We start from the raw sequence: 24,632 nt of genomic DNA, 5'->3' as shown, positions 1-24,632 counted from the left end.
GGTGTTATACATCTTGAGTGTGGGGTGGTACCGGCGCTGTGGTCAGCTCGAAACCAGCCTGCCGGTAGGCCTTGAAACGCTCCCGGGCCTGTTGCTTGCCCGCATCGGAAGCCGGCACAAAGTCGTGCAGCTGGCCAAAGCGGCGGGCAAAGGCCGGGGCCTCAGTCGCCAGGTTAATCAATACGGCACGGCCGTTTGCCGGCGGCTGCCAGCCAATCATCACGGGCGCACCCTGACGCGGGCCTTCGCCCTGCAGGTTGTGCGCCACAAAACTGTCGGCCTCCTGTTGCCACAGGCGCTCGTCAATGGCTTCGGCCATGGCCTGATCAGTGGTGTAAATAAACACGCCCTGATTCTGGCGGTAGCAGTCGGTAGCCAGACGACACACCAGCTGTTGCAGCTGGGTATCGTCGTCGTTGGTCAACAGGTGAAAACAGCCGGTGTTCATTTTATTCTTCGACGTTCAGGGCGCCGGCCCGGTTCAGCAAAAACTGGGTCAGCAGCGGTACCGGCCGGCCGGTGGCACCCTTGTTCTTGCCGCTTTGCCAGGCAGTGCCGGCCACATCCAGGTGGGCCCAGTTGTACTTTTTGGTAAACCGGCTCAGGAAGCAGGCGGCGGTAATGGTGCCCGCCGGCCGGCCGCCGATGTTGGCCATGTCAGCAAAGGGGCTTTCCAGCTGCTCCTGGTATTCGTCGCTCATGGGCAGCCGCCAGGCCTTGTCGCCGGCCTGTTCGGAAGCGTTAAGCAGCTCGTGAGCCAGCGGATTGTGGTTGGCCAGCAGACCCGAGGTGTGGTGGCCCAGCGCGATAATACAGGCACCGGTGAGGGTGGCCACGTCAATGACCGCTTCCGGCTCATAGCGTTCCACAAAGGTCAGCGCATCACACAGCACCAGACGGCCTTCGGCATCGGTATTAAGCACTTCCACTGTCTGGCCCGACATGGTGGTGAGAATGTCGCCCGGGCGGTAGGCATTGCCGTCGGGCATGTTTTCACAGCCAGCCAGAATGGCGACCACGTTCACCGGCAGCTGCAGCTCGGCCAGGGCATTCATGGTACCCAGTACGGAGGCGGCACCGCCCATGTCATATTTCATCTCGTCCATGCCTTCGGCAGGCTTGAGCGAGATGCCGCCGGCATCAAAGGTCAGACCCTTGCCCACCAGAGCAATGGGGCGGGCATCGGGATCCGGGTGACCTTTATATTCGATCACCGACATCATGGCTTCGTTGTGGGAGCCGCGGGCCACCGCCAGATAGGCGTTCATGCCCAGTTCGGCCATTTCTTCTTCGCCAATCACGCGCGTATTTATGTTGTCCCAGGCATCAGCCAGCTGACGTGCCTGCGAGGCGAGGTAAGCGGGATTACAGACATTGGGTGGCATATTGGCCACGTCGCGACAGACTCGTACGCCCCGTGCCACGGCCTGGCCGTGAGCAATGGCGCGTTCGCCAATGGTCAGCTCCCGTCGTGTGGAAACGTTAAACACCAGCTTGCGCAGCGGACGGCGCGGCTCGGCCTTATTGGTCTTGAACTGATCAAAGGTATACAGGCTGGCCAGGGTGGTTTCCACTGCCTGACGCACTTTCCAGTAGGTGTCGCGGCCCTTCACATGCAGCTCGGTGAGAAAGCACACTGCTTCCATGGAGCCGGTTTCATTCAGGGTGCTGATGGTATTACGAATAATTTGTTTATATTGGCGTTCATCAAGCTCACGCTCTTTGCCGCAGCCTACCAGCAGCACCCGCTCACCCAGCACGCCGGGCACCTGATGCAGCAGCAGGGTCTGGCCGGGCTTACCTTCAAGATCGCCCCGGCGCAGCAGTGAACTGAGATAGCCGTCGCTGACTTTGTCGAGCTGTTCGGCCACCGGCGACAGCCGGCGCGGTTCAAATACACCTACTACAATGCAGGCACTGCGTTGCTTCTCGGGACTACCGCTTTTTACACTGAACTCCATGGATTCTCCTGAGCCTGAAGACAATGGACGCTGAATGAACGATAATGACGAACATCGCAAAGGCGTCGTATTTCGCACAGTTAATATGCGAAAATGGTGATTTTACGCTTATTGTTAAGCGTTTCCATTAAAAAAGACAAGTTTACACTGGGATTGACGGTGATTGCATTCCGCTATTTGTTTCGGGAAACCCTGAAGACACAGCTGGCCGTGCTGTTTGTGCTCTTGCTCATCTTTATCAGCCAGAATTTTATTGACGTACTGGGCAAAGCTGCCAGCGGGGAAATCCCGGGTGCACTGGTGGGCAGGCTGTTACTGCTTAACCTGCCCGAGATGGCCACTCTGATGCTGCCGGTAAGCCTGTTTATTGGCATTCTGTTTGCTCATGGGCGGCTTTACGCCGACAGTGAGATGACAGTGATGAAGGCAGTAGGCATAGGGCCCGGACGCATTATGCGAGCAACCCTGACGCTGAGCATTATCTGGACAGCGTTAGCGCTGTTTAACTCACTCTGGCTTAACCCCTGGACCAAAAGTCAGGTGTATCAGCTGCGGGAAGAGGTAAAAGCCGATCCGGGTTTTGCAGTGCTGCGCGAAGCCCGCTTTATGAGCCTGGATGGCGGCCGCATCGTGGGCTACGTGGAGGAGCTGGAAGAAGATGATGAAGGCAACCGGCTTAACCGGCTGTTTGTGGTGCAGCAGGGTCAGGCACAGCGTGCTCCCGGCATTGTGGTGGCCGACGGCGGCCGTCTGCATGAAAAAGAAGATGGTCAGTGGCTGACCCTGGAGCACGGCCGGCGCTACAGCGGCACGCCCGGCACCCGCCAGTTTGATGTGGCGGAGTTTGATGAGTACAGCGCCTTTATCAGACCGGCAGAGGTGGAAGTGGCTCAAAGCCGCATTGAAGCCATGCCCAGCCCGGCATTGTTTAATGCCGAGGATATTGAGCAGCAGGCCGAGCTGCAATGGCGGCTGGCGCTGCCCTTGTCCATGCTGGTGCTGACCCTGGTGGTCGTGCCGCTGGCAGTGGTGAATCCGCGCCAGGGCCGCTATGCCAAGCTGCTGCCGGCTATTTTGCTGTATCTTGCTTACTTTTTGCTGCAAACCGCCTCACGCTCGGCCGTGGAAGGCGGCAGTCTGCCGCCGACACCGGGGCTTTATACTGTGCCGCTGGCATTTTTATTGCTGGTTGCACTGCCGCTTAATCTGGCAGAAACGTCCTGGTGGAATCGTACCCGGGAAAAACTCACACGGAGCAAGGCGGCCTGATGTTTAATATTCTCGATCGTTATATTGGCCGCACCGTGCTGATGGCCATGCTGTTGTGTGAGTTTGTACTGGTGGGGTTATCGGCCATTATCCGCTATGTGGAGCAGCTGCGCAGTGTGGGTGAGGGCAGTTATACTCTGCTGTCGGCCTTCTATTACGTGCTGCTCTCGATGCCCAAGGAAATTGTGCTGTTTTTTCCCATTGCTGCGCTGCTGGGCGGACTGATTGGGCTTGGCCAGCTGGCCAGCTCCAGTGAGCTGGTAGTGATGCAGGCGGCGGGCAATTCCCGTTTTAATATTGTGACCAGCGCGCTTAAAACGGCTGTGCCGCTGATGCTGGTAGTCATGCTGGTGGGTGAATATGTGGCACCGGCCACCAAGCTGGCAGCAGATGATTTACGTACTCAGGCGCGTTCCGGCGGCCAGGTGGTGCTGTCGGTATATGGTGTTTGGGCGAGAGATGGCGAGGCCTATATTAATATTGGCCAGGCCCGACGTGATGGCACCCTGAGCAATGTTACCCTCTACTATTTTGATGACGAGCAGCGGCTGCAGCGCATCACTCAGGCCGCGACCGCTGACTATCGTAACGGTGAATGGCAACTGCTTAATCTCACCGATACCCTGTTTAATCATGGTGAGTCAATTATGACCTCTCAGGAGGCCAGCAGAACCTGGAGAACCACCCTGACGCCCGACAAACTGGGAGTGGTGGCCATTGAGCCTGATGAGTTGTCGATGCGTGGCCTGTGGGAATATGAAGCTTACCTGAGAGATAACGGTCAGGATGCCCGCCTGTACGAACTGGCATTCTGGCGCAAGGCGCTGCAGCCGGTGATGGTGATTGCCATGATGCTGCTGGCCTCGTCGTTTGTGTTTGGTGCACTGCGCAGTGTGACCATGGGTGCCCGGCTGCTGATGGGCATTTTGTTTGGCTTTGGCTTTTATGTGGCCAACGAAGTGTTTGGGCCCATCAGTCTGGTGTATGAGGTGCCGCCCATCCTCGGCGCTCTGGGCCCCAGCCTGCTATTTATTGGTGTAGCGCTGTTTCTGCTTAACCGCCGAGCCTGAAGGCGAAGCCTTCGGCGGGAGTGGGGAGTAGGGATTCCCCATTCCCTGCTCCCTGATCCCTGTATTCACTGCCTGCTCAGCAGCTCCCGGTTCTGCTCTTTGGTGAGCACCACCATCTCGCAATCGGCCAGTTTATCCTGCAGTGCCAGTTTGCTGTGCGGATTAAACCATACCCAGAAATTACCCAGCCCGAGCAGGGCAGCGCCGGCGCGCACCAGGCACTGACCCAGGCGCAAGCGGGAGCCGTCGGTATTCTGCACGCGCAGCCGCCAGGCGCGCATGCCCAGGGTCTGGCCACTGGTGCGCCAGAACCAGCAATAAAAAAACAGCACCACACTCAGCAATATCAGTTGATATAAGCGGCTGGCACTGAGCAGGGCGGCGGTATCTTCATGCTCACCCAGCGCAATCCAGCCCAGCTGCAGCGCCAGAGCGGTCAGGCCAAAGCAGATAAAACCCGCCACCATCAGCAGTGCAACCACCACCAGAAAATCATACAGCCAGGCTCCCAGGCGACGCATCACCCCGGCCCGGGGCAAACCCGTATAAGAAAAAGCCACCAGTTTCGTTCCTTTAAATCGATAAGGGCTGCATTCTAGCAAAAGCCGCTGCAGGAAGAAGCCCGGCCACCCAGCACAAATAATGCTCAGTTGGCACTGTTGTTCATACAATCCGGTTGCGGGCGCTGCGGGGCTGAGTATAATGCTTTGGCTCACTCATAATGAGTTTACCGGTGGCAGTGTGATGAAATTGGTAGACATGAGTGATTCAAAATCACTTGCCTTCGGGCGTGCCGGTTCGAGTCCGGCCACTGCTACCAACAAATAACCCGATTTTATCGGGTTTTTTTGTGCCTGCTGTTCGGCTTTTGCTGAGCGCCTCGCGTTTTACGCCGTTGCACCCTTTCATATTCGCCGCCACAATCATGCCGGGTTCAAACAGGATGATATGCGTGAATATTTTTATACTGGACAATGACATAGAGCGCTGCGCTGAGTATCACTGTGATCAGCATGTGGTCAAGATGATCCTCGAAAGCGTGCAAATATTGTGTACTGCGCTGAACAAAAAGGGGTTTGAAACTCCCTACAAATCCACTCATATGAAACACCCCAGCGTGCTCTGGGTGGAAGCCTCATACGATAACTTTCAGTGGCTGACTCAGCTGACTTATGCGCTCAACGCCGAGTACCGTTATCGCTACCGCAAAGAGCAGGATCACAAGTCCATGCCGGTGCTGGCGAAAATACAGCAGTTTACCTACCCTGCCATCGGCCTTACCGAGTTTGCCCAGGCCATGCCCGATCAATACAAGGTGCCGGGTAATGCGGTGCAGGCCTACCGCAACTTTTATCTGGGCGACAAAATGAAATTCGCCCGCTGGACCCGGCGGGAAGTGCCGCACTGGGTGCAGGAGGCTGAGCAGCCCTGAGTCTTACTGTTTTTTATGGAGCCAGCCTGTGTTTTACTTCTGCTGTGATATCAAAGCCCCGGGCCGGGCTCAGGGCAAACAGGTGTTCCAGCTCACAGGCCATTTGCTCCAACGGTGCCTGGCGGTAGCCGTGGCGGGCCGTTTCCTGCAAATAACGATCGATAAAGCGGGCTGCGCCCAGGTTGCGCCATTGCAGCACATGCACCAGTTCATGCACATGCACTCGCAGCTGGCCGGCGGCGGCAGGCTTCAGGTAGTAGGTATTGGCCAGTGTCAGCCCTTGGGCTGACGGCGTTAACAAACTTTCAAGTCCCATGGCTTTTACCTGTTCAAGCGGTGGTGAGGGCAGCTCATCCACAATCACAAAGCCGGCAAAGGCCAGCAGCTCATCAGTGAAAAAGCGCCCCAATAACGGCTTAAGTTCCAGGCAGGAGCGGCGTGAGTGTTTGTAACGAGCATTGGTGGCAAAGACCCACATCAGGGGATCAAAAGTCATGGAGATTCCGGCAAATCGTAAACAGTGATGACATCATGGATGGCGCAGGCGACTTTATGTGTCGCCCGAGTCCCGGTACATGTCATGCAGTTGGCGCGCCTGCTCAGCCAGCGCACGTCGCCATGACAAAGGCTCAATTACTTCCACTCTGGCTCCAAAACCGGTCAGCCACCACAGGGTTTGCTGATCATTGTGAATGGTGGCGGTCAGGGTAATGCGGCCGTCTTCGCCGGGAGCGGACAACTGTTGTTGCTCGCTGAGCGGGGTTTCACTCAGCCGCCAGGCCAGGTCCGGTGAAATGCGGGCGACCAGCTGCACGCTTTCTTCGTTCAGCGGATAATCAAAGCCGCCTTCTCTGATGTAGGCATCAACACAGAAGTCCGGCTGCGGCCGAAAGGCAATATCGGTGATGGCCAGCGTTTGAATGCGGTGCAGGGCAAACTGGCGAATATCATCATAATCATTCACGGTGGCCAGCAGATAGCTGACACTGTGACGGGCCACCAGCCCCTGAGGGTGTAGTGTGTATTGCCGTATATCCCCTTTTTGCCGGCTGAGGTAGCAGACGTCCACCGCCTGACGATTCAGCAGGGCGTCGCTGATGCCCTGCCACACTTCGGCCCTGATGGGGGCCGGCAGCAGGGCCTTGCCATCGGGAATGGCCCGCACTCGCCTGGCCCAGTCGGCATAGCCGTTTTGCTGCAGGCCATCGAGAAAGCGGCGGGCACTGTCAAACTGAGGGCCAAGCCGGTCTACTGCCATGCGCGGTAACAGGCTCTGTAAATATTCTTCTGCCAGCACCAGAGTCAGTGCTGTGGCAGTATCCAGCGCCGGCAGTCCGCTTTTGAAGTTGGTATCAAAAGACCAGCGATAAGGGCGCTCGCGCTTGTCGCATTGCAGCGGAAAGTGCAGTGACATCTTCTCCAGATCCCGCTGAATGGACCTCAGCTCCACACTGAATCCTCGTTCTTCAAGCAGGGCCTGCAGTGTGGTGGTGGCCTTGAACTGAGGTGCCCGGGGGATCAGCTGCAGCATGGTCAGGTAGCGAAAAAGGGTGTCGCGCTGAGTGCCCATTTGTCTTCCTTATTGTCATGTAATGTGCTCGGTTGGGGCCGAGAATACCTTACACCGGCTGTCACTTGCACCTCCGGCCGGATTAACCGCTCACGCCAGGCTGTTGCAGCGGCCCGGCCTCGGGTAAAATTCCTGCTTTGCCGGCCCAGGCCGGTGTGGTTGAACTTTCAGAGTGCCCATCATGTTTAAAGCCGGTCAATTGCTTACCCTTTCCGTTCACAGCCTAACCGATAAAGGGGACGGCATTGCTCAGCATAACGGCTGTCCGGTGTATATTTCGGGCGGGTTGCCCGGTGATGAAGTAGAAGCCAGAGTCACGCTGGCCAGGCCTCGCTATGCTCAGGCAGAAGTGAAGCGGGTGCTGACTCCGGCATCAGAGCGCAGGCCCGACTTTTGCCCCCATACCGAATGTGGTGGGTGTCAGCTCAGGGTGATGGACTATGGTGCTCAGCTGCAGTTAAAACGTGAGCTGCTGGTTAATGCCTTGCAGGAGCGGGGGCTGAACTGCTCAGTGGCCAACACCATTGGCATGGATGATCCCTTTCATTATCGCAATAAGGCGCAGTTTGCGGTGCAGCCCGGTCCGACCCTGGGCTTTTATGCCAAACACAGCCATCAGTTGGTGGAAATAGAACAGTGTGCCATGCAGGCACCGGAAACGGCCGACATCACGGCACTGGTGCGGCAGTGGATGCGGGAGCTGGCGGTTCCCGCCTTTAATGAAGCTCACCACAGTGGCTGTGTACGTTATGTGATGGTGCGCAATGGCCGGCACAGCGGAGAGCTGATGGTGGTGCTGGTAGTGGCGGAAGAGCCGACAGAGCGGGCACTGAATGCCCTGGTTGAGCGTCTTGCTCAGGTGCCAAAGCTGGTCAGTGTGCAGCTGTGCCTGAATGATGCTGTGGGCAACCGGATACTGAGCGAACAGGTGCGTACTCTGTGGGGCAGCAGCGTTATCAGTGACCGCTTGGGTGAACTGCAGTTTGATATCTCTGCACTGTCTTTTTATCAGATAAATCCGCACCAGACGGAAGTGCTGTATCGTGAGGTGGTGCGGCTGGCCGCACTCTCCGGCAGTGAAACCGTGTTTGATCTCTACAGCGGTATCGGCACCATCAGTTTATTTATGGCCCCCTTTGCAGCCCAGGTTCATGGCATGGAAATAGTACCGGAAGCGGTGGCCGATGCCGGGCGTAATGCCGAGCGTAATGATATTAAAAATGTTCGTTTTTACTGTGGTGCGGCTGAACGGCAGGTAGCTGCGCTGTATCAGCAGGGAGTGAGTGCTGACGTGGTGGTGGTGGATCCGCCGCGTAAGGGGTGTGACCAGGCTTTGCTGGATACGCTGGCCAACATGCGTCCGGCCCGGCTGGTGTATGTGTCCTGCAATCCTAAAACGCTGGCGCGGGATGCAGCCTGGCTGAGCGAGCAGGGCTTTACTCTGGAGCAGGTAACCCCGGTGGATATGTTTCCTCATACCATGCATGTGGAGAGCGTGGCGTTGTTTAGCGCAACGTAATAAAGGTTTGCTATAAAAGTAATTGATAACTATTATCATCAAATGTTCGAGGAGGTGATAATGGTTATTTTGCTGGTAGTGCTCTGGCTGATGACGATCTGGTGGGTGCCGGCATCGTCACTTACATTATGGTTAAGCGCCGGATTTGCATTGTTTACACTGGTGTTGGCTATGCCTTCAGTCAGCAGGCACTGGTATTGGCTGCCGATAGGCGGATTAGCCGGCCTTGGCATGGCACTTGGAATAATGCTGGGAGATTACACCTGAACGGCTGGGAAGAAACAATCTTGGTGCGAAGGGGGGGACTTGAACCCCCACATCCGAAGGACACTAACACCTGAAGCTAGCGCGTCTACCAATTCCGCCACCCTCGCACATTAGATTGTTCGGCTGTTTTACATGGGCCACCATGTTGGAATTTGAGCTGCTCTCAAGTCAAAGACTTGGTGCGAAGGGGGGGACTTGAACCCCCACATCCGTAAGGACACTAACACCTGAAGCTAGCGCGTCTACCAATTCCGCCACCCTCGCGTGCTCAAATTTTTTCTCAGTGGTGCGAAGGGGGGGACTTGAACCCCCACATCCGTAAGGACACTAACACCTGAAGCTAGCGCGTCTACCAATTCCGCCACCCTCGCCCGTGCTGAGGACTGCGAATTCTATAGATTTTTTACCAGCCGTCAACCGGCTTTTTTAACTTAATTCATAAAAAAACGGCCACAACAGCCGTTTGTTCAAAAATAGCGCAATTCTGCCGGTTTCAGGCCCGGGCCCGGTAAATCTTAAAGCGGCCGTTGGCGGCCAGTGTCTCGCAACCACCAAAGCTTTGTTCAATCAATTCCGGGTAAGGCAAAAAGGCATTGGCTACCAGCAGCAGGCTGCCACCGGGTTTGAGGTAATGCCTGGCTTCCTTTAACAGGGTTTCGGTGGTGCTGTAAAAGGTCTTTAAACCGGCATGAAAAGGCGGGTTGCTGATAATGCAGTCAAACCGGCCTTCTGTTTCATTCAGTCCATCGGACGGATACAGATTGGCTTGCAGGCCGTTTCTGGCCAGAGTTTGCCGGCTGGCTTCGAGGGCCAGAGCACTGATGTCGATCTGCTCCAGTGTGATGGCCGGATTGCGTTTCAGCAGGCTGGCACCAATCACGCCGGCACCACAGCCAAAATCCAGCACCCGGCCCTGCAGAGTACCGGCATTGTTAAGCAGCAGCTGTGTGCCGGCATCCAGGTGTTCGGCGCTGAATACACCGGGCAGGGTGCAGACGGTCAGTTGTTCCTGTTCCAGCCGATATTCTTTGGTCCAGTCGCTCAGGTTAAAGGGTGATGCCGGCTGCGTCAGCTCAGCCTGATACAAACTGGCCCGGCGAGCGCTGTCAACTTTGGTGACGTGCGCGCAATAAGGGGCCAGCAATTTGGGGGCCGACTTAACGCCGCCTTTGTTATCGCCTGCAATAAACACGGGAGCTCCAGTGCTCAGCAGGGGCAGGCAGGCTGCAAGCAGATATTCAGCTTCTGCCTTGGCCTTGGGCATCAGCAACAGCAGGCCCTGAGCCGTTTTCCCGGCAGGAGCATGGCCAAATTCCGGCGTAATCTCAGCACAGCTGCCCAGCCACTGAAAATAGCGGTAGTCGGTGGTAAAAACGCGGGGTGCCGGGCCATGTTCAGCCAGCACCCGGGGCAGCTTGTCTTCCAGCAGGCCGCACACCAGCAGGGGCTGGCGGCAAAGGATATCCAGGTTGCGGCTCAGCATGTCACTGACAGACGTCAGGGCCTCATACATTCTGTGTTCCTGCAAATTTTTAAAAACGGCATTATACATGCCATGGCTGCCCTTGACATTTGCCGGTGGTTGGCAAAAGATGCTGAACAAGGTTTTTTCAGGTGTTATTCATGTCAGTGATAGTCAAACGCAAACCAGTTAAACTGCTTAAACACAAAGCAGTCCTCTTTTTTGCGTGACCGACGCCTGATACGTTCAGACTCTCTTTTATCAAAACCCCGGCCACGCATTTGCGCCCGGGGTTTTTTAATTCAAAATTCAATCCTCTGATCAGGAGAAGGAGTTTCCATGTTTCGCGGTTCTTTAGTTGCCCTGCTTACTCCCTTTGATGGTAACCGCATCGATGAAGCGGCGTTACGCCATCTGGTAGACTGGCACATCGAGGAAGGGACTCACGGCATTGTGCCGGTGGGCACCACCGGGGAAAGTCCGACTCTGTCTCACGATGAGCATTGCCGGGTGATTGAAATTGTTGCCGGGCAGGCTGCTGGCCGGGTCCCGGTCATTGCCGGAGCCGGCTCCAACAATCCGGTGGAAGCCATTGACTACAGCGTGTGCGCTCAGCAAGCCGGTGCCAATGCTACCCTGCATGTGGCCGGTTATTACAACCGCCCTAATCAGGACGGTCTGTTCGCTCACTTCAAGATGCTGCACGATGCCACCGAGCTGCCGATTATCGTTTACAACATTCCGCCCCGTGCCGTGGTAGACATCAAGCCGGAAACCCTGGCCCGTATGGCCGAGCTGCCGCGCATTGTGGGGGTAAAAGACGCCACCGGTGATCTGAACCGTCCCTGGGCCGAGCGTCAGCTGATTAAAAAGCCCTTTGCCTGGCTCTCGGGGGAAGACGGCACTGCAGTTTCTTACAATGTGGGTGGTGGTACCGGATGTATCTCGGTCACTGCCAACGTAGCCCCGCGCCTGTGTGCACAGCTGCAGGAGCTGACCCTGAACGGCAAGTGGGAACAAGCCCGTGAGCTGCAGGACAAGCTGATGCCGCTGCATCAGGTGTTGTTTGCTGAGCCCAACCCGGCGGGTCCCAAATATGCATTGTCGCTGCTGGGCAAAGCCAGCGAGCATTGCCGGGTGCCGGTGGTGCCGCTGCAGCAAGACACCAAGGCCCGTATTCGCCGGGTAATGGAAGAGCTGGAACTGATATAAAAAATGGCCGCGCAAGCGGCCATTTTTTTGTGCTACCTAAAGTGCTTACTGATCGTCACCCTGGTTGTCGTTGCCATGATGATGATCATCCCGGTGGCCGTGATGATCATGGTGATTGTCATAGCGGGGACGACGGGGCTTGTTGATGATTACACCGGAACGCGGCGGGCGACGGCTGGCCGGCGAAATGGTGGAAATCTTGGCCTTGTAGATCAGCTGCTGCTGGCCGCGGGGATCAGACAGCAGAATGCTGTATTGGTCAAAGGCACTGATCATCCCTTCAAGTTTGATACCATTAGTCAGAAAAATGGCGCAGTGGGTCTGGTTTTTACGTAACCAGTTCAGTGCCGCATCCTGTCCGTTACCCAATGAAAAGGCTTGCTGCAGCGATTGGGGATTCGATGATGGGGCGGTCATGTTGGTCAGTCCTTTTTGTTATTTTTCAATCTTGATTGTGCTTAATCAAGCGCCGGCTTGTCAAAGCAAAGCGTTAATTAAATATACCTTTGCGAGCAGCCTGCTACCCGGATTATCTGCCTGTCGATAAAGGAGTCTGTGTGAACGCTGTCATATCCGGTACCACCATTATGGTGCTGGCTTGCCTGATTGTCAGTATTGGTCAGTTCAGTCTGGGGCTGGTTTTTCCTGTGCTGCCCGATATCAGTCGTGCGCTGGCGGAAGACCCTGAGCGGGTGCAATGGCTGGTTTCAGCTTATCTGTTTGCCTTTGGTCCGGTGCAATTGCTCTACGGGCCGCTCAGCGATGCCCGCGGGCGGCGTCCGGTATTGCTGGCCGGGCTGGCGCTGGCGTTAGCCGGAGTGGCGCTGTGCATGCTGCCTGATGCCAGCTTTGAATGGTTGCTGGCAGGGCGTTTGTTGCAGGGGCTGGGAGCAGGGTGTGCGGCTGTGGTATCCAGAGCCATGCTGCGCGACCGCTTTGAAGGAGCCGCGTTGCGTAATGCGCTGTCGTACATTGCCATGGCAGCGGCTATTACTCCTGTGCTGGCCCCGGCGCTGGGCGGCATGCTGGGAGATACCTTTGGCTGGCAAAGCGTTTTTACTGCCATGTTGCTTTATCTTGCTCTGCTATGGATGATTTTGCTGGCTCGGTTTCAGGAAACTCATCAGGGCGATCGTCTCAGTATGGCACCCGGTCCCATTATACGAGGCTATCTCAGGCTACTGAAACAACGCCATTTTCTGGGGCATGGAGGCATGCTTTGGGGGCAGTTTGCGCTGATGATGACATCTGTGTCTGTGTTGCCTTACGTGATGCAGCATCAAATAGGGATGAATGCAGCTGAATATGGCCGCTGGGCGCTGCTGCCGGCACTGGGGCTGCTGCTGGGCGGTATTATTAACAACCGGATTCAGCATTGGGTGCGAGCCGAGCAGGTGCTGCGCATCAGTCCATTTATTCAGCTGGCAGCGGGAGTCTGGATTATGCTGATGCCCCTTGAGCCCTGGCTGATGGTAGCTGGCGTATTTATTCAGGCGCTGGGTAATGGCATGGCCTTTCCCAATGCCATGAGCCGGTTACTGGAGCCTTATAAAAATGGTGCCGGATCGGCAGCAGCCTTGTCGGGAGCCATGCAAATGCTCAGTGCAAGCGTACTGACGGCGGTGCTTGCACAGCTTGGGGTGGATACGGCTTTTACGCTCGGGCTGTGCGTTATGCTGGGGGCAGGAGTGCTGAAGGGATTGTCGGTGTTTGCCGTGGGGCGGTTTTAACCCGGGCATTAAAAAGCCGCGCCCTTGGGCGCGGCTTTGGAATTCTTTGTTAACGCAGACTCTTACAGAGGAACTACGTTTTCAGCCTGAGGACCTTTCTGGCCTTGGGCTACAGTGAACTCTACGGACTGACCTTCAGCCAGGGTCTTGAAGCCCGAGGTCTGGATGGCGCTGAAGTGTACGAATACATCAGGGCCTTGCTCTTGCTCGATGAAACCGAAACCTTTGGCTTCATTGAAGAACTTTACTTTACCTTTAACAGTGTTAGACATACCTAAATCCTGTAAACAAACTTGCTAGAATAATCGACTTCAAAAACACAACCTTTACTTATGAAATACAGGACGAGGTACTACTAGGAACTTCGTAATGAACATAAATTCAGCGGTATCCTTAAAGTCGAATTCACTCTAACCGGTTACCTGATGGGGGTCAACAGGTATTTTTGTGAGCTGTGACACGTTAACTTCACTTTGTTGAAACCTGCACACATAAAGAACCGAGTGAGTCTTTTTTGCGCCGGGGTTTCTTACCTTCCCCAGGATAAATCAGCCCTGAACAACAGCTCAAGGCGCAGGGTAACACCAAACTCTGCATCATAATCCTGCTCGCGGGGAAAATGCAGTTCAGGAATAAAGTCCACAAACAGGATCTCCTTATGCAAATTGCGTCGATAGTGGCTCAGCAGGTAGTAATCGTGCAGCTCGGGATCCGAGGCGCTGCGGCCTACGGCAACGGCCGCATAGCGAATAGCGCTGCGGCTGCCCAGCAGCTGGTTAAGCTCAACACCCTCAGAGTATTCCAGGGTATCTACTTCTTCCTGCCACTGCACATTGGTGATAAACCGCAAATGATAGATATCGCTGAGTGGCCGGCCAAGATCCCAGCGGCTGCGTGCCGAGTACCCCTCTTCATGAAACCATGAAGCCCGGTTCCATGAGTCCAGCACCCAGGGGCTGTCGTTCAGCTGCCATTGGCGTTCGCCGGTTAAACGGACATAAGGATCAAGAGGAAGCTTGATTTTAATACCGGCACCGGCATCAAAGCGCCATCGTTCGTTTTTGTCCCGGTTACTCAGGCGACGCAGCCCGATAAGAAAGTTGTCGCTGTCAAAGTTGTTATTATTTCTGGCGGTATTGGCTCCCTGTTGAGCCAGCGTGCCCTGGGTCTCGTCAGGATCACTTTCGATCAAAATACGCAGCCGTTCTTCCGTAGTGGGCAGATCGAGGCGCAGCTTGAGTTTGGTCTCGGAGCCAAAATCATCCCGTTCGTGCCAGGAAAACTCCTGACTGAAGCGCAGGTAAGAGCCGTTTTCAATGGTCAGGCTGTCATCCTCACCAAAGAAGTTATCGATGTTGCGGGCACTGTTATCAAGCCAGTCGGTCACGCTGTCGTGCATGGGAGTAATTTTATCCACTACCCACAGCGGCAGATCACTGTCGTCAGGCTCTTCAGATGAAACAAGGCCGGGAAGCAGAAGCAGGGCGGAAAAAAGCAGTAATTTGTTCATGGCATCATCCTTTTGCCGTGTTATTACCAAGGTTAGAAAGCTCTTTTGAGTTATACCATGTTTGTTTCGTTAAATACTGCTTCGCAAAAGCATAAAAAAGAGCCGGTAAGATACCGGCTCTTTTATCGTGACTGTGAAGAAGCATGCTCAGAAGTGAATTTCCGCGCCAGCAAAGGCACCGTCGAAGTCCAGTCTGGCATCGATATTGTCAAGGTCGTCCAGCTCCAGGCTGATGGCCCGGTATCCGGCATGCAGGTTGAGATCCAGCGCGACAGTATCAATCAGGTTGTAGCTGATGCCGGCCTGATAGTCGGAGATGTTATGGCCATCCAGAGCGAGATAGTTTAGCTCGCCAAATGCCGACAAACCGGTGAGAGGAAGAGCAGCCTCCGCCTTTAAGTAACCCAGGGGGAGGGGAGCGTTCAGCTTCTCATTGGAACGAATACCGCGGGTATCCACAACACCAATGTCGCCGTTAAGGTATTTGATATTTGCGCCCAGATCGATACTGAACAGGGCGTTATCAAATACTTCATAGTAGAGAATAAAGTCGGTATTGGTGACCTCAAAAGAGGTACTGAGTGCCGACCCGGTCGCATAATCCACACCGCCAAAGCTAAACTGGCCTGATACCACAGTGTTGCCATTGGCAGTCAGATCACCATGCCTGACTTTGAGATTGGGAAGTAACGGAACCGGATGTTCAACAGCAACATAAAATACACCTTGAGTGCTGTCTTCAAAGTTAAAGTCTGCGCTGCTGTTTTTGCTGCCAAAACCACCGCTGGTATTAACCTGCCAGGCTTGGGCTCCTGCATAGAGGCCTATGACATCTGCACCTGCCTGTGTGCTGCCCAAACCAGCGAGCAGGGCTAATGGCCAAACTGTTTTTTTCATCGGTGATGTTCCTGTATGCCGATAGGAATGGAATCAGTGAATCAGCTATTTTCAGATACAAAAAAGCCCCGCTTTCGCGAGGCTTTAAAGATGGTGCCCAGAGGCGGAATCGAACCACCGACACGGGGATTTTCAATCCCCTGCTCTACCGACTGAGCTATCTGGGCGTTGGGCTTTTACACTGAAAAGACACCGAAAATGGTGCCCAGAGGCGGAATCGAACCACCGACACGGGGATTTTCAATCCCCTGCTCTACCGACTGAGCTATCTGGGCAACGGGGCGTCATTTAAATCGATCGCCCCTGGCAAGTCAACCGCTTTTTCTGTTGCTTGTGTGCGTTCGCTCAAGGCTTGAGCAAAGCGGCTGTTTAACTCGCAGACGGGGGAGTGTAGCCCTCAATATTGACGTCGGCACCTTCAAACAGATAGGCCACCATTTCCTGCTCCAGCAGCTGACGGTGCTCGGCGTTCATCATGTTCAGTTTTTTCTCGTTGATAAGCATGGTCTGTTTTTTCTGCCATTCAGCCCAGGCTTCTTTGGAGATATTGTCGTAAATACGTTTGCCGAGCTCACCCGGATACATCTGAAAGTCCAGACCTTCGGCTTCCTTGTTCAAACGCTGGCAAAAAATGGTTCGGCTCATGGGATCCTCTTGTGCAGTTGCGGGTAGGCAAGCAGCTTTTTGGTTGCTGCCGCCAGGCCTACCGGTGCCGGTTGGTGCAAGTTATACCAAAGACGCTGGTCACTCGCCATGACCTCAGCGGGAATGCGCGGTATTTGTACCCGCCAGGGGCTGATATCCAGATGGAAATGACTGAAGGTATGACGAAAGCCGGGCAGAGGCTCGGGCTTGCCGGCTTCGGGAAAGCGGCTCAGCCAGCGCTGCATTTCGCGCTCGTCAGCAAACTCGGGAAAACAGTAAAGTCCACCCCACAGCCCCTGGGGCGGACGCTGTACCAGCAGCAGGTGATCGCCGCTTTGCAGCAGCACAAAACAGGCTTGTTTTTCCGGCTGTACCGTTTTTTTGGGCTTGGACTCGGGAAAGGCAGTGGGTGTGCCCAGAGCAAGGGCAACACAGTCGTTGCTGACCGGGCAGCGTTCACAGGCAGGCTTGCTGCGAGTGCAGATGGTGGCCCCCATGTCCATCATGGCCTGGTTATACTGACTCACGCCTTCTGCTGGGGTGAGTACTGCTACTTTGTCCCAGAGAGTATTTTCCACTTCTTTTTTACCCGGCCAGCCTTTCTGGCCCAGCCAGCGGGTGAGCACCCGTTTTACATTGCCGTCGAGAATGCCGTGATGCTGGCCAAGCGATAAGGACAGCACGGCTCCGGCAGTGGAGCGGCCTATGCCGGGCAGGCCCAGTACGTCTTCAAAGCGTTCAGGAAAACGACCGCTGTAGTGATCGCGAATAACCTGAGCCGCTTTGTGCAGGTTGCGTGCCCGGGCGTAGTAGCCCAGCCCGGTCCAGTGATGCAGCACTTCATCCTGTTCGGCATCGGCCAGGCTGAGCACATCCGGAAAGCGCGTCATAAAGCGCTGATAGTAGGGAATAACAGTGGTTACCTGCGTCTGCTGCAGCATGATTTCCGACACCCAGACCCGGTAGGGGGTTTTATTCAGCTGCCAGGGCAGGGTTTTGCGGCCATGCACGTCATGCCAGGCCAGAATGCGCTCGGCGAAAGATTGGTTGCTCACGGGGATCATCTTGTTGTTTGGCATGCCCGAATTCGACCATAAGCCGTATTCAGGCGCAACGCATCTGTTGTTTATGGTTTGTTATTGCGGTGATTTCTGATACAAAAGAAAGGTTTTGTTGGCGTCCGCCACGCGTGGTAATTCAGAGAGACCCCTATGCAGCCGTTTTTTGCCAAGCGCTTTGCCAAGGTAGAGCCTTCCTTTATTCGAGAAATACTCAAAGTTGCCGTTAATCCGGAAGTGATCTCCTTTGCCGGTGGCCTGCCCAATCCGGCGTTCTTTCCCAATGAAGCGCTGGAAGTTGCGACTGCCAAGGTGCTGCAGGACAAGAGCAATGGCGCATTGCAATATGCGGCCACTGAAGGCTTCGGCCCGTTGCGTGAATATATTGCCGAGCGCTACCGCACTCAGCATGGCATGACGGTAAATCCTGATAACATTCTGATCACCAACGGCTCTCAGCAGGCGCTGGACCTGATTGGCAAGGTGCTGGTAGACGAAGGTGCCAAACTGATTATTGAAGAGCCCGGCTATCTGGGGGCCATTCAGGCGCTGTCTGTGTATCAGCCCGAGTTTCAGGGAGTTTCGCTGAATGATGACGGCCCGGATCTGAACGAGCTGGACGCTCTGCTGGCCGAGCCGCACCATGCCAGACTGATGTATGGGGTAACCAACTTTCAGAATCCGTCGGGTCTGAGCTACAGCCTGGAAAAACGCAGGGCAGTGGCCGAGCGTCTGGTGCAGCATAATGTGCTGATGGTAGAAGACAACCCCTATGGTGAGCTGCGCTTTGAAGGCGAGCATCTGCCGCCCATTGCCAAGCTGGCACCGGAAAACGTAGTGCTGCTGGGTTCTTTTTCCAAAGTCGTAGTGCCGTCCTTCCGTCTTGGCTGGATGCTGGTGCCAGACTGGCTGCGCCAGAAGATTACCATTGCCAAGCAGGCCTCCGATCTGCACACCAACGGCTTTGCCCAGCAGGTGCTGTACAGCTATCTGCAGGATAATTGCCTGGATGCTCACATCGATCGTATTCGCACCGTTTATGGCCAGCAAAAAAATGCCATGGAGCAGGCGTTGCTGCGTCATTGCCCCGGACTGGACTTTACCCGTCCGGAAGGCGGCATGTTCCTGTGGTTACGTTTGCCCGAACATATCAGCGCCATGGAGCTGTTTAATCTTTCCATCAAGCAAAATGTGGCTTTTGTGCCCGGCCAGCCGTTTTATGTGCGCCCGGATATTCTTAACACTGCTCGTTTCAGTTATTCCGGCTCCGACGTCGCCACCATAGAAGAAGGTATCAGCCGGTTCGGCAAGGTGATTCGGGAAATGATGTGAACATAAGAGGCCGCAAGGCCTCTTTTTATATAGTGGGCAGAGCAGGGGGAGACTGCTTGACGGTTTTGGTCACTATGTAGGTGTAGTAGCGCTCTATGCCCAGACTGGCCTCCAGCCAGCTGTCGATCAGCCGCTGATACTGGTCGATATCATCACACAGTATTTTGATCACATAATCCACACCGCCCCCGGTGGCGTAGCAGTCGGTGACCTGCTTACACTCTGCCATGGTATATTCAAAACGGCGCATTATGTCGGCGCTGTGCCTGCCCAGACTGATTTCCACCAGCACAGCAGTACGCCCCTGTAACAGACCTGAGTCAATAAAGGCACCATAGCCACGAATAATACCTGCCTGTTCCAGCCGCTTTACCCGCTCCCAGCAGGGACTGACCGACAGATTGATGGCCTGAGCCAGGGCCGACTTGGTGATACGGCCCTGTTGCTGCAAAATTTGCAGGATCTGAATATCATAACGATCCAGTTGCATCTTGTTGCCTTGTTATTGGTGATTACTTTTTTACAAACAGCTGACGCGGATAATTGCTCAGCGTCTCGGCCCCGTTACTGGTGATCACGATACTCTCGGTTGTTTCCATGCCCCAGTCGTCCTGCCACAGGCCCGGCATAAAGTGAAAAGTCATGCCCGGCTCCAGAATAGTAAAGTCGGTATTACGCAGGCTCATGCTGCGCTCTCCCCAGTCGGGCGGATAACCCATACCGATGGGATAACCGCAGCGGGCTCCTTCCCGGTCAAAGCCGTATTTGGCCAGAGTGGCGTTCAGCGCATTGGCGATATCGGCACAACGGTTACCCGGCTGTGCTGCTGCCAGACCGGCTTCCAGTCCGGCATTAAGGGCCTCTTCGGCGCGCAGGAAATTGTCGGTAGGCTGGCCCAGATAAATCGTGCGCGACAGCACGCAATGATAGCGACGATGGCAGCCCGCCAGCTCAAAAAAAGTACCCTGATCCCGGCAGAAGGGCCTGTCATCCCAGGTGAGATGAGGGGCCGAAGCATCAGGCCCTGAAGGCAGCATGGGGACCATGGAGGGGTAATCACCAAAGTGGCCGTTATATCCTTCCATCGCAACCCGGTAAATTTCCGCGACCAGCAGGTTTTTGGGCAAGCCCGGCTCTATCATTTCCAGAGCGGTGGCATGCATACGCTCTACAATGCGGGCCGCAATCCGCATATATCTGAGTTCGGCTTCTGACTTGACTGCCCGGCACCAGTTCACCATATCGGTGGCATCCACCAGTTCGGTGTCGGGCAGGTTTTCCCGCAGGGCCAGCCAGGCGGCCGGAGTAAAGTAGTAACTATCCATTTCTATACCGATGCGGCCATAAGTCCACTCATGGGGTTTGAGATATTGATTGGCCAGATATTCCATGGCATTCATCGGCGGGTTCATCACGTAATAGTCGGGATACCAGAGAATATTCTCTTCCTGCAGCCAGACGGTGCGGCGGGCACCGTTGGCATCCATATGCCGGCCAAACCATATGGGTTCACCACTCATACCCACAATGGCAGCCTGAGGTGTATAGAAAGACCAGCCGTCATAGCCGGTGATCCAGGCGATATTGGCCGGATCGTGCACGATAAGCGTCTGAATATCTTTTTCGTACATGGCCGCTCTGACTCTGGCCAGGCGCTGCTGATATTCCTCGCGGGAGAAACTGGGGATCTGTGTATGCATGATCTGCCCCTGTGATGATGGCACGGTGAAGCACTGATGATCAGGCTTCAGGACTCATCCCAGTACAGTCAGCGAGGGCGTCAGTGTCAACCAGTTACCATTGAAACAGCTTGATTCTGCAAATTGTTTACATTTTTTTGATATTTTAATATTTATTTTGTGATCTTGATCACGTCAGGGCCGAAGAAGTGGATCATTGTGGTTGCTGTGGTGTTTTTTGAATGTAAAATTTCGGCGCTTACGGAACGACTGGTTAACTTATCTACAAAAATAATAAATAGCAGATAATTACTTTGGCTTTTTCTGAGGATGTAGAAATGAAAGGCTCCCTTTCCGCCCGAATCTTTACCGGGCTTTTTGTCGGTCTGCTGATCGGCAGTGCAATTCAGTATGTGTTTACGGATGTTTCTCTGCTCAATAACGAGCTGGTTGGCCTGGCTGAAGGCCTGGGCGGCATGTTTGTATCATTGATCAAGCTGATGGTGGTGCCGCTGGTCTATATCTCGATTGTGACCGGTATCTGTGAACTGCGTGATGTGGCCAGCTTTGGCCGGCTGGGCAGCCGTACCTTTGGTCTCTATATTATCAACACCATGCTGTCGATTGCCGCTGCCATTCTGGTGGGTGTGATATTTCAGCCCGGCCTGGGTGCCACTTTGCCCCATGGTGCCAGCGGTGCCGTTGAGCTGACCACCACAGAAACTCCGGATCTGGGTGCCATGCTGGTGAACATAGTGCCCAGCAACCCGGTCCAGGCCTTTGCTTCCGGTGATATGCTGCAAATCATTTTTATGGCTATTCTTACCGGCCTGGCCATTCAGGGCCTGGGTGCTACGGCGGCACCGGCAGCCCGTGCGTTTCGTATGGCCAATGAAGTGATGATGAAGCTGGTAGGTCTGGTCATGACCCTGGCACCTTATGGTGTGTTTGCACTGATGATAAGCCTTGGTGCTACCCTCGAAGCCGCCACCCTGATGTCGGTAGCCGGTTATGTGGCCATGGTGGTGATGGTGCTGGCGTTCTGGATTTTGGTGGTATATCCGCTGGCGGTCTGGCTGACGACCGGCATCAAGCCGGGTGTGTTCCGCAAGGCTACCCGAGAGCAGCTGCTGTTCTCTCTGTCTACTGCCAGCTCCAACGCCACCATTCCGGTGACCATGCGTACCCTGACCGAAAAGCTGGGTGTATCCAAGGCGGTAGCCGGTTTTGGTGTGCCCCTGGGGGCTACCATCAATATGTCGGGCTCGGCCATCTACATTACGCTGGCCGCCTTTTTCGCTGCCAACATCTCCGGTACGCCCATTCCCATGGGTGATCTGCTGACCGTGGGCATTACCGTGCTGCTGATGTCGGTGGGTGTGGGCGGTGTGCCCGGCGGTGCTGTAGTCATGGCCGGTGTGTTGCTGCATCAGATGGGCCTGCCGGTGGAAGCCATGGCCATTGTGATGGCAGTAGACCGCATTAACGATATGTTCTGTACCTCTTCCAATGTGGTGGGTGACACTGCCGTCAACACCATAGTAGCCAGAATGGAAGGCAATCCGGACAGCATCGATGACGATGTGACCGAGCCGGTTCGCAGCAAGTAACCAGCAGAAAAATAAAAAACCGCCGACAGGCGGTTTTTTATTTCAGCAGTTGTGTGCTGTGGGATTGGGAACCGGAAAAATCCGATCGTAAGCCAGATTGTAGAAAAAGGTATAAGTCAGATAAAAGCAGGACATGGCAATGTCCATGATAAAGGCATCCCACAGGCTGATATTCAGGTGCCAGGCAATCATCGGCAAAAACAGCAACAGCAGACCGCCCTCAAACAGTATGGCATGGAGTACGCGAACAGGAGTCGTTTTGCGTACGTCTCCCCGCAGTTTCAGCATGCCGTGATCAAACAGAATGTTGTAGAAGTAGTTCCAGACGGTGGCAATTACAGACCCCACCAGTGCCATTAATCCCAGCTCAAACAAATCGTAATGGAATACCAGACTGGCGAGAGGGGCAAAAATCAGCAGACCGATAATCTCAAAGCCAAGGGCATGTCGAATCCGATCTTTGGTGGTACGCATAAAAACTCCTTCAGAAAATGTGTTGCAGACCATGACATTCTATCTGCTATTGTTTGGTTAAAAAGTTAGTAAGTATCGGATTAAAAGATAGATGAGCTTTTCCATTGAACAGCTGCATGCTTTTGTAGCTACGGTTGATACCGGCTCTTTCTCGGCGGCGGCCCGTCGTCTGGGCAAGGCTCAGTCGGTAGTAAGCACAGCCGTGGCTAACCTGGAGATTGATCTGGATAACACGCTGTTTGTGCGTTCAGGCCGCTACCCGCAGTTAACGCCGGCAGGGGAGCGATTGCTGGCGGAAGCCAGAATCATTCTTGAGCGTTGTGAACATTTTCGCGGCGTGGCCAAAAGCCTGGGAGAAGGGGTGGAAACTCGGCTGGTGCTGGCGGTAGATGAGCTTTATCCGTCGGAGCAGCTGGGTGCCCTGATGGATGAATTTGCCCGGCGCTTTCCGTCAGTGGAGCTGGAGCTGTTGTTTCCGTTAATGGAGGATGTAAGCCGGCTGGTACTGGAGGAGCGTGCCGATCTGGGTATTATGTGGCGACAGGAAATTCTGCCATCGGCCCTGAATTTTCATGCCCTGGGACGAGTGCCGCTCAAGCTGGTGTGTGCGCCTGCCCATGCCCTGGCCGGCCAGCAGGTCGGCTGGGAAGAGCTGAAGCGTTATCGTCAGTTAATGGTGGCTACCCGTAACGACAGTGAAGAAAAAGTCCGCCTGCGGGTGGCCGCTGATGTATGGTGGGTGGAAAGTCAGTGGGTTATTGTTGAGCTGGTCGAGCGTAATCTGGGCTGGGCTTTTGTACCGGAACACGTAGTAGCGGACGCCCTGGCCAGAGGCCGTCTGGTGTCGCCGGCGCTGGAGTTTGACGATCAGGACTGGCCCGTGGCACTGGAGCTGGTGTGGCACAAGCAGCGACCTCTGGGAAAGGCCGCCGCCTGGTTAAAGGCCGCGGCAGTGGGGGCGGCTCAGTCTTCCAGCTGATAGGGCAGGGGCAGCAGCTGCAGCCGGCTGTCGGGCTGATCCTTGAAACGCAGCACGGTGCCGGCATCCAGCTCCTTATTCAGCACAGAGGTCAGCACACACTGATCATGCTGCTGGCATACACTGAGCACAGTACCGGCGCGCCGCCAGTTTTCCCCCAGCTGCAGTTCCAGATCCTGATTAACCGTCACCTGAGCGGTAGCCGTGCCCTGCAGAATAAACATGGCTTTCTTATTGGCTCCGCGATATTTGGCTCTGGCAACGGTTTCCTGCCCCATATAACAGCCTTTGGTAAAACTGATGCCGCCAATCGCCTGCAGGTTGAGCATCTGAGGTATATAGTCGCCCTGATGCTCGGCGCTCATATCCGGCAGACCGGCCTGGATCATCAGCCCTTGCCACTCCTGCTCTTCGCCTGTGGGCAAGTCGGGAAGCGTGGCGTCTTTGGGCAGCACCAGCAGGGCATGCTCGGCGGCTACCGGAATAATGACACCACCCTGCCACAGATTACCGTCACCTGCTTCGTGGCTCAGCCAGTGTGACAGGCCTTCACCGGCCAGGCCAAATACTTGCCATTGCGCACTGGCGTCTTCAATATCGGTTTTGGCAAATACCGCAAACTTTTTCAGCTCCGGCAGCTGACGCGCTACCAGCGAGCTGTTCAGCACCAGCAGCAGCTGTTCGCCCTGGTTGGCCAGCCAGAAAGAGGCCCACAGTTTGCCTTTGCTGTCACAATGGCCGCCGGCGCAGGCATCGCCTTCTGCCAGTGAGGTCACGTCGCAGGTTACCTGGCCCTGCAGATATTTGACCCGCTCTTCGCCGGTCAGACTGATCACGGCTCTGTCGGTCAGGGGATAAAGTTTGGGGGAGGAAGGGATGGTAAACACGGGAATACCCTCTGTTTCATTCTTAAAGTGTGACCCTCATGGTAAAGACGGCCAAGTTATTTGTCAGTA

General features: G+C 55.1%; 26 protein-coding genes and 6 tRNA genes. 11 read left to right on the top strand and 21 right to left on the bottom strand.

What is annotated here, in order from left to right; all coding sequences use genetic code 11:
* Positions 1–4: 4 nt before the first annotated feature.
* Together N2M06_RS13930 and pepA are read right to left on the bottom strand one after the other, a co-directional pair.
* On the bottom strand, positions 5–448 hold the full coding sequence (locus N2M06_RS13930; RefSeq protein WP_019934993.1) for a DNA polymerase III subunit chi: 444 nt from the start codon (positions 446–448) through the stop codon (positions 5–7).
* A gap of 1 nt (position 449) precedes the next feature.
* Complete coding sequence (gene pepA, locus N2M06_RS13925) at positions 450–1,961, bottom strand: leucyl aminopeptidase (protein ID WP_019934992.1); 1,512 nt, start codon at positions 1,959–1,961, stop codon at positions 450–452.
* A 153-nt stretch (positions 1,962–2,114) separates the two neighbouring features.
* Between pepA and lptF the strand changes: the two genes are divergently transcribed.
* Both lptF and lptG read left to right on the top strand, forming a co-directional pair.
* Positions 2,115–3,230: an LPS export ABC transporter permease LptF gene (lptF, locus tag N2M06_RS13920; RefSeq protein WP_346352187.1), complete on the top strand. Its 1,116-nt coding sequence runs from the start codon at positions 2,115–2,117 to the stop codon at positions 3,228–3,230.
* The gene (lptG, locus tag N2M06_RS13915; protein WP_019934990.1) at positions 3,230–4,300 is read left to right on the top strand and encodes an LPS export ABC transporter permease LptG; all 1,071 of its coding nucleotides are present in this window, start codon (positions 3,230–3,232) and stop codon (positions 4,298–4,300) included. The genes lptF and lptG overlap by 1 nt, the downstream gene beginning before the upstream one ends.
* 65 nt (positions 4,301–4,365) lie before the next feature.
* On the opposite strand, the gene N2M06_RS13910 is transcribed toward lptG, so the two are convergent.
* Entirely contained in the window at positions 4,366–4,860 is a 495-nt protein-coding gene (locus N2M06_RS13910; RefSeq protein WP_346351073.1) for an RDD family protein, read from the bottom strand.
* Positions 4,861–5,035: 175 nt separating this feature from the next.
* Between N2M06_RS13910 and N2M06_RS13905 the strand changes: the two genes are divergently transcribed.
* Positions 5,036–5,120: transfer RNA gene (locus tag N2M06_RS13905), tRNA-Leu, on the top strand.
* A 132-nt stretch (positions 5,121–5,252) separates the two neighbouring features.
* Positions 5,253–5,732: a pyrimidine dimer DNA glycosylase/endonuclease V gene (locus tag N2M06_RS13900; RefSeq protein ID WP_346351072.1), complete on the top strand. Its 480-nt coding sequence runs from the start codon at positions 5,253–5,255 to the stop codon at positions 5,730–5,732.
* Between the two features lie 13 nt (positions 5,733–5,745).
* Here N2M06_RS13900 and N2M06_RS13895 read toward each other — a convergent pair whose 3' ends face one another.
* Together N2M06_RS13895 and N2M06_RS13890 are read right to left on the bottom strand one after the other, a co-directional pair.
* Positions 5,746–6,228: a hypothetical protein gene (locus N2M06_RS13895; RefSeq protein ID WP_346351071.1), complete on the bottom strand. Its 483-nt coding sequence runs from the start codon at positions 6,226–6,228 to the stop codon at positions 5,746–5,748.
* Positions 6,229–6,282: 54 nt separating this feature from the next.
* Positions 6,283–7,302 (bottom strand): WYL domain-containing protein, encoded by a 1,020-nt coding sequence (locus tag N2M06_RS13890; RefSeq protein WP_019934981.1) that lies wholly within the window; start codon positions 7,300–7,302, stop codon positions 6,283–6,285.
* Positions 7,303–7,483: 181 nt separating this feature from the next.
* Here N2M06_RS13890 and rlmD point away from each other — a divergent pair, with 181 nt between their 5' ends.
* Both rlmD and N2M06_RS13880 read left to right on the top strand, forming a co-directional pair.
* Positions 7,484–8,821, top strand: a complete 1,338-nt coding sequence (rlmD, locus tag N2M06_RS13885) for a 23S rRNA (uracil(1939)-C(5))-methyltransferase RlmD (protein ID WP_346351070.1) — start codon at positions 7,484–7,486, stop codon at positions 8,819–8,821.
* Between the two features lie 60 nt (positions 8,822–8,881).
* The gene (locus N2M06_RS13880) at positions 8,882–9,088 is read left to right on the top strand and encodes a hypothetical protein (protein WP_346351069.1); all 207 of its coding nucleotides are present in this window, start codon (positions 8,882–8,884) and stop codon (positions 9,086–9,088) included.
* 21 nt (positions 9,089–9,109) lie between these two features.
* On the opposite strand, the gene N2M06_RS13875 is transcribed toward N2M06_RS13880, so the two are convergent.
* The 4 genes from N2M06_RS13875 to rsmC all read right to left on the bottom strand — a co-directional run bounded on the left by N2M06_RS13875 (position 9,110) and on the right by rsmC (position 10,601).
* Positions 9,110–9,195: transfer RNA gene (locus tag N2M06_RS13875), tRNA-Leu, on the bottom strand.
* A gap of 70 nt (positions 9,196–9,265) precedes the next feature.
* Positions 9,266–9,352 (bottom strand) — tRNA-Leu (locus N2M06_RS13870).
* A 20-nt stretch (positions 9,353–9,372) separates the two neighbouring features.
* Positions 9,373–9,459, bottom strand: a tRNA-Leu gene (locus N2M06_RS13865).
* A 122-nt stretch (positions 9,460–9,581) separates the two neighbouring features.
* Positions 9,582–10,601, bottom strand: coding sequence for a 16S rRNA (guanine(1207)-N(2))-methyltransferase RsmC (gene rsmC, locus N2M06_RS13860; RefSeq protein ID WP_346351068.1), 1,020 nt, complete (start codon positions 10,599–10,601; stop codon positions 9,582–9,584).
* 288 nt (positions 10,602–10,889) lie between these two features.
* Here rsmC and dapA point away from each other — a divergent pair, with 288 nt between their 5' ends.
* Complete coding sequence (dapA, locus tag N2M06_RS13855) at positions 10,890–11,762, top strand: 4-hydroxy-tetrahydrodipicolinate synthase (protein WP_019934976.1); 873 nt, start codon at positions 10,890–10,892, stop codon at positions 11,760–11,762.
* A gap of 45 nt (positions 11,763–11,807) precedes the next feature.
* On the opposite strand, the gene hfq is transcribed toward dapA, so the two are convergent.
* On the bottom strand, positions 11,808–12,179 hold the full coding sequence (gene hfq, locus N2M06_RS13850; RefSeq protein WP_019934975.1) for an RNA chaperone Hfq: 372 nt from the start codon (positions 12,177–12,179) through the stop codon (positions 11,808–11,810).
* Between the two features lie 140 nt (positions 12,180–12,319).
* On the opposite strand from hfq, the gene N2M06_RS13845 reads away from it, so the two are divergent.
* Positions 12,320–13,492: a multidrug effflux MFS transporter gene (locus N2M06_RS13845; protein WP_346351067.1), complete on the top strand. Its 1,173-nt coding sequence runs from the start codon at positions 12,320–12,322 to the stop codon at positions 13,490–13,492.
* A gap of 62 nt (positions 13,493–13,554) precedes the next feature.
* On the opposite strand, the gene N2M06_RS13840 is transcribed toward N2M06_RS13845, so the two are convergent.
* The 7 genes from N2M06_RS13840 to mutY form a co-directional block, all read right to left on the bottom strand.
* Positions 13,555–13,764, bottom strand: a complete 210-nt coding sequence (locus tag N2M06_RS13840; RefSeq protein WP_019934973.1) for a cold-shock protein — start codon at positions 13,762–13,764, stop codon at positions 13,555–13,557.
* Between the two features lie 257 nt (positions 13,765–14,021).
* Positions 14,022–15,002 carry a hypothetical protein gene (locus N2M06_RS13835; protein WP_346351066.1) on the bottom strand — a complete coding sequence of 327 codons (981 nt, stop codon included), beginning with the start codon at positions 15,000–15,002 and terminating at the stop codon, positions 14,022–14,024.
* 147 nt (positions 15,003–15,149) lie between these two features.
* Positions 15,150–15,899: a TIGR04219 family outer membrane beta-barrel protein gene (locus N2M06_RS13830; protein WP_346351065.1), complete on the bottom strand. Its 750-nt coding sequence runs from the start codon at positions 15,897–15,899 to the stop codon at positions 15,150–15,152.
* 91 nt (positions 15,900–15,990) lie between these two features.
* Positions 15,991–16,066 (bottom strand) — tRNA-Phe (locus N2M06_RS13825).
* 32 nt (positions 16,067–16,098) lie between these two features.
* A tRNA-Phe gene (locus tag N2M06_RS13820) sits at positions 16,099–16,174 on the bottom strand.
* Between the two features lie 94 nt (positions 16,175–16,268).
* The gene (locus N2M06_RS13815) at positions 16,269–16,544 is read right to left on the bottom strand and encodes an oxidative damage protection protein (RefSeq protein ID WP_317074216.1); all 276 of its coding nucleotides are present in this window, start codon (positions 16,542–16,544) and stop codon (positions 16,269–16,271) included.
* Complete coding sequence (gene mutY / locus N2M06_RS13810) at positions 16,541–17,608, bottom strand: A/G-specific adenine glycosylase (protein ID WP_346352186.1); 1,068 nt, start codon at positions 17,606–17,608, stop codon at positions 16,541–16,543. Before mutY ends, N2M06_RS13815 begins: the two co-directional genes overlap by 4 nt.
* 147 nt (positions 17,609–17,755) lie before the next feature.
* Between mutY and N2M06_RS13805 the strand changes: the two genes are divergently transcribed.
* Complete coding sequence (locus N2M06_RS13805) at positions 17,756–18,934, top strand: PLP-dependent aminotransferase family protein (protein ID WP_346351064.1); 1,179 nt, start codon at positions 17,756–17,758, stop codon at positions 18,932–18,934.
* Positions 18,935–18,959: 25 nt separating this feature from the next.
* Here the strand turns inward: N2M06_RS13805 and N2M06_RS13800 are convergent, their stop codons facing one another.
* On the bottom strand, positions 18,960–19,424 hold the full coding sequence (locus N2M06_RS13800) for an Lrp/AsnC family transcriptional regulator (RefSeq protein WP_019934967.1): 465 nt from the start codon (positions 19,422–19,424) through the stop codon (positions 18,960–18,962).
* 22 nt (positions 19,425–19,446) lie between these two features.
* Positions 19,447–20,634 (bottom strand): M24 family metallopeptidase, encoded by a 1,188-nt coding sequence (locus N2M06_RS13795; protein ID WP_346351063.1) that lies wholly within the window; start codon positions 20,632–20,634, stop codon positions 19,447–19,449.
* A 317-nt stretch (positions 20,635–20,951) separates the two neighbouring features.
* Here N2M06_RS13795 and N2M06_RS13790 point away from each other — a divergent pair, with 317 nt between their 5' ends.
* Positions 20,952–22,223 (top strand): dicarboxylate/amino acid:cation symporter, encoded by a 1,272-nt coding sequence (locus N2M06_RS13790; protein ID WP_019934965.1) that lies wholly within the window; start codon positions 20,952–20,954, stop codon positions 22,221–22,223.
* Between the two features lie 42 nt (positions 22,224–22,265).
* On the opposite strand, the gene N2M06_RS13785 is transcribed toward N2M06_RS13790, so the two are convergent.
* Entirely contained in the window at positions 22,266–22,697 is a 432-nt protein-coding gene (locus N2M06_RS13785) for a PACE efflux transporter (protein ID WP_019934964.1), read from the bottom strand.
* Between the two features lie 91 nt (positions 22,698–22,788).
* Between N2M06_RS13785 and N2M06_RS13780 the strand changes: the two genes are divergently transcribed.
* The gene (locus N2M06_RS13780; protein ID WP_019934963.1) at positions 22,789–23,676 is read left to right on the top strand and encodes a LysR family transcriptional regulator; all 888 of its coding nucleotides are present in this window, start codon (positions 22,789–22,791) and stop codon (positions 23,674–23,676) included.
* Here the strand turns inward: N2M06_RS13780 and N2M06_RS13775 are convergent.
* Positions 23,661–24,569: a folate-binding Fe/S cluster repair protein gene (locus N2M06_RS13775; RefSeq protein WP_346352185.1), complete on the bottom strand. Its 909-nt coding sequence runs from the start codon at positions 24,567–24,569 to the stop codon at positions 23,661–23,663. The two genes, N2M06_RS13780 and N2M06_RS13775, sit on opposite strands and share 16 nt — an antisense overlap.
* Between the last annotated feature and the right edge of the window lie 63 nt (positions 24,570–24,632).

Origin of the sequence: Oceanimonas sp. AH20CE76 (assembly GCF_039654065.1) — a bacterium.
Taxonomy (GTDB): domain Bacteria; phylum Pseudomonadota; class Gammaproteobacteria; order Enterobacterales; family Aeromonadaceae; genus Oceanimonas; species Oceanimonas smirnovii.
This window is presented reverse-complemented; position numbering and strand designations above follow the sequence as displayed.

Bases quoted from the DNA above. Each gene is read 5' to 3' on its own strand.
- N2M06_RS13830 (WP_346351065.1), bottom strand. From the start codon at position 15,899: ATGAAAAAAACAGTTTGGCCATTAGCCCTGCTCGCTGGTTTGGGCAGC.
- hfq (WP_019934975.1), bottom strand. From the start codon at position 12,179: ATGACCGCCCCATCATCGAATCCCCAATCGCTGCAGCAAGCCTTTTCA.
- N2M06_RS13785 (WP_019934964.1), bottom strand. From the start codon at position 22,697: ATGCGTACCACCAAAGATCGGATTCGACATGCCCTTGGCTTTGAGATT.
- dapA (WP_019934976.1), top strand. From the start codon at position 10,890: ATGTTTCGCGGTTCTTTAGTTGCCCTGCTTACTCCCTTTGATGGTAAC.
- N2M06_RS13930 (WP_019934993.1), bottom strand. From the start codon at position 448: ATGAACACCGGCTGTTTTCACCTGTTGACCAACGACGACGATACCCAG.
- N2M06_RS13780 (WP_019934963.1), top strand. From the start codon at position 22,789: ATGAGCTTTTCCATTGAACAGCTGCATGCTTTTGTAGCTACGGTTGAT.
- N2M06_RS13890 (WP_019934981.1), bottom strand. From the start codon at position 7,302: ATGGGCACTCAGCGCGACACCCTTTTTCGCTACCTGACCATGCTGCAG.
- N2M06_RS13800 (WP_019934967.1), bottom strand. From the start codon at position 19,424: ATGCAACTGGATCGTTATGATATTCAGATCCTGCAAATTTTGCAGCAA.
- N2M06_RS13815 (WP_317074216.1), bottom strand. From the start codon at position 16,544: ATGAGCCGAACCATTTTTTGCCAGCGTTTGAACAAGGAAGCCGAAGGT.
- rsmC (WP_346351068.1), bottom strand. From the start codon at position 10,601: ATGTATGAGGCCCTGACGTCTGTCAGTGACATGCTGAGCCGCAACCTG.
- rlmD (WP_346351070.1), top strand. From the start codon at position 7,484: ATGTTTAAAGCCGGTCAATTGCTTACCCTTTCCGTTCACAGCCTAACC.
- pepA (WP_019934992.1), bottom strand. From the start codon at position 1,961: ATGGAGTTCAGTGTAAAAAGCGGTAGTCCCGAGAAGCAACGCAGTGCC.
- N2M06_RS13795 (WP_346351063.1), bottom strand. From the start codon at position 20,634: ATGCATACACAGATCCCCAGTTTCTCCCGCGAGGAATATCAGCAGCGC.
- lptG (WP_019934990.1), top strand. From the start codon at position 3,230: ATGTTTAATATTCTCGATCGTTATATTGGCCGCACCGTGCTGATGGCC.
- N2M06_RS13840 (WP_019934973.1), bottom strand. From the start codon at position 13,764: ATGTCTAACACTGTTAAAGGTAAAGTAAAGTTCTTCAATGAAGCCAAA.
- N2M06_RS13880 (WP_346351069.1), top strand. From the start codon at position 8,882: ATGGTTATTTTGCTGGTAGTGCTCTGGCTGATGACGATCTGGTGGGTG.
- N2M06_RS13835 (WP_346351066.1), bottom strand. From the start codon at position 15,002: ATGAACAAATTACTGCTTTTTTCCGCCCTGCTTCTGCTTCCCGGCCTT.
- mutY (WP_346352186.1), bottom strand. From the start codon at position 17,608: ATGATCCCCGTGAGCAACCAATCTTTCGCCGAGCGCATTCTGGCCTGG.
- N2M06_RS13790 (WP_019934965.1), top strand. From the start codon at position 20,952: ATGAAAGGCTCCCTTTCCGCCCGAATCTTTACCGGGCTTTTTGTCGGT.
- N2M06_RS13805 (WP_346351064.1), top strand. From the start codon at position 17,756: ATGCAGCCGTTTTTTGCCAAGCGCTTTGCCAAGGTAGAGCCTTCCTTT.
- N2M06_RS13895 (WP_346351071.1), bottom strand. From the start codon at position 6,228: ATGACTTTTGATCCCCTGATGTGGGTCTTTGCCACCAATGCTCGTTAC.